The organism is Vibrio sp., assembly GCF_984391705.1.
In genome coordinates, this window is the sequence record NZ_CFHWOM010000142.1 from 1 (window position 1) to 1,967 (window position 1,967).

Below are 1,967 nucleotides of genomic sequence, written 5' to 3' on the forward strand. Positions count from 1 at the left end.
AGAAGAGGGTGAAGCATGAGCATGATTGAACGCGGTAAATACCAATCGCTGACCATGGTCAACTGGAACGGCTTCTTTGCCCGTACGTTTGACATCGATGGTCTGGTCACCACGTTATCAGGTGGTAACGGTGCAGGTAAATCAACCACAATGGCGGCGTTCATCACCGCATTGATTCCTGACCAAACGCTACTGCACTTCCGTAACACCACAGAAGCGGGCAGCAGCCAATCGTCTCGCGACAAAGGTCTGTACGGTAAGCTACAGCCGGGCGCGTGTTATGCGGCGCTAGACGTGGTGAACTCACGTAACCAACGCCTATTGTTCGCAGTAAAACTGCAGCAAGTTGCGGGTCGTGATAAGAAAGTAGACATCAAACCGTTTGTTATCCAAGGTCTTCCAAGCCATGTGAAACCAACGGATATCTTGATTGAAAGCGTATCTGCGACTCAAGCTCGTGTACGTCAAATCAACGAGGTGAAAGAATCGATCGCAGAGTTTGAAGGTGTTCAGTTCAAAGCCTTCTCTTCCATCGTGGATTACCACGCGCAAATGTTTGAATTCGGTGTAATTCCGAAGAAACTGCGTAACTCTGGTGACCGTTCTAAGTTCTACCGCCTTATCGAAGCATCACTTTACGGTGGTATCTCAAGCGCAATCACGCGCTCGCTACGTGACTACCTTCTGCCACAAAACGGCGGCGTGAAGAAAGCGTTCCAAGATATGGAATCAGCACTGCGCGAAAACCGCATGACGCTAGAAGCGATCAAAACCACGCAAGCAGACCGTGACTTGTTCAAACACTTGATCACAGAGTCGACTAACTACGTGGCTGCGGACTACATGCGTCACGCGAACGATCGTCGTAACAAGCTGGATAAAACGCTGTCATTGCGTTCAGAGCTGTTCGGCTCTCGTGAAACTCTCGTTGAGCAAAACAACCTGCTTAACCGTGTTCAAGAAGAGTTAGAACTGTTGATCGAGTCGGAATCTGCGCTAGAGCAAGATTACCAAGCGGCTTCTGACCACTTGCAACTGGTGCAAAACGCACTGCGTCAGCAAGAGAAGATCGAACGCTACCAAGAAGATCTTGAAGAGCTGAGTGAGCGTCTTGAAGAACAGATGATGGTAGTGGAAGAAGCGCAAGAACGCGTGATGATGGTGGAAGAGCAGGCGACCGTTGCGGAAGAAGAGGTGGATAGCCTTAAGACGCAACTGGCGGACTACCAACAAGCACTCGACGTTCAGCAAACTCGCGCGCTTCAATACCAACAAGCGGTTCAAGCGCTGGAAAAAGCGAAGCAGCTACTTGGCGATGACAGCCTAACGGCAGAATCGGCACAAGCGCTTGTCTCTGAGCTTAAGAGCAAAGAATCAGAAAGCACCAACGCGTTGCTATCGGTTAAGCATAAACTGGACATGTCTTCTGCAGCAGCAGAGCAGTTCGAAACCGCGCTTAAACTGGTACAAAGCATCGTTGGTCAAGTTGAGCGTAAAGACGCGTCTGAACATGCGAAAACCGCAATTGCGAAAGCGCGTGAATCTCAGCAAGTGGCGCAAAACGAACAGCAATGGCGTGCACAGCACCGTGACCTTGAGCGTAGCCTTAACCAGCAGCGTCAAGCACGTGAGCTAGTTAACGAATACCAGAAGCAGTTCCATGTTGAACTGACTGACGAAATCACGTTTGAACAAGAGCGTGAGCGTCACGCGATGCAAATTGACTCGTTAGAAATGACGCAAGAAGACGTGCGTGAGCAACGCAGCGAACAGCGTCGTCTAGAGCAAGATGCAGCAGCGGAAATCAACAAGCTAGAAGCCATTGCTCCAACTTGGATTGCGGCGAACGATGCGCTAGAAAAACTGCGTGAGCAAAGTGGCGCTGAGCTAGAAGATAGCCAGTCAGTCATGAGCCAAATGCAAGTGGTGCTTGAGCAAGAGAAGACCCTTTCTCTGGCGAAAGACAA

At 50.1% G+C, this 1,967-nt stretch carries 1 protein-coding gene; it reads left to right on the top strand.

The window, feature by feature from the left end; genetic code table 11:
- Nucleotides 1-21: 21 nt before the first annotated feature.
- A partial coding sequence (gene mukB / locus AC4MRV_RS21975; protein WP_491189394.1) for a chromosome partition protein MukB occupies nucleotides 22-1,967 on the top strand: 1,946 nt, incomplete at its 3' end.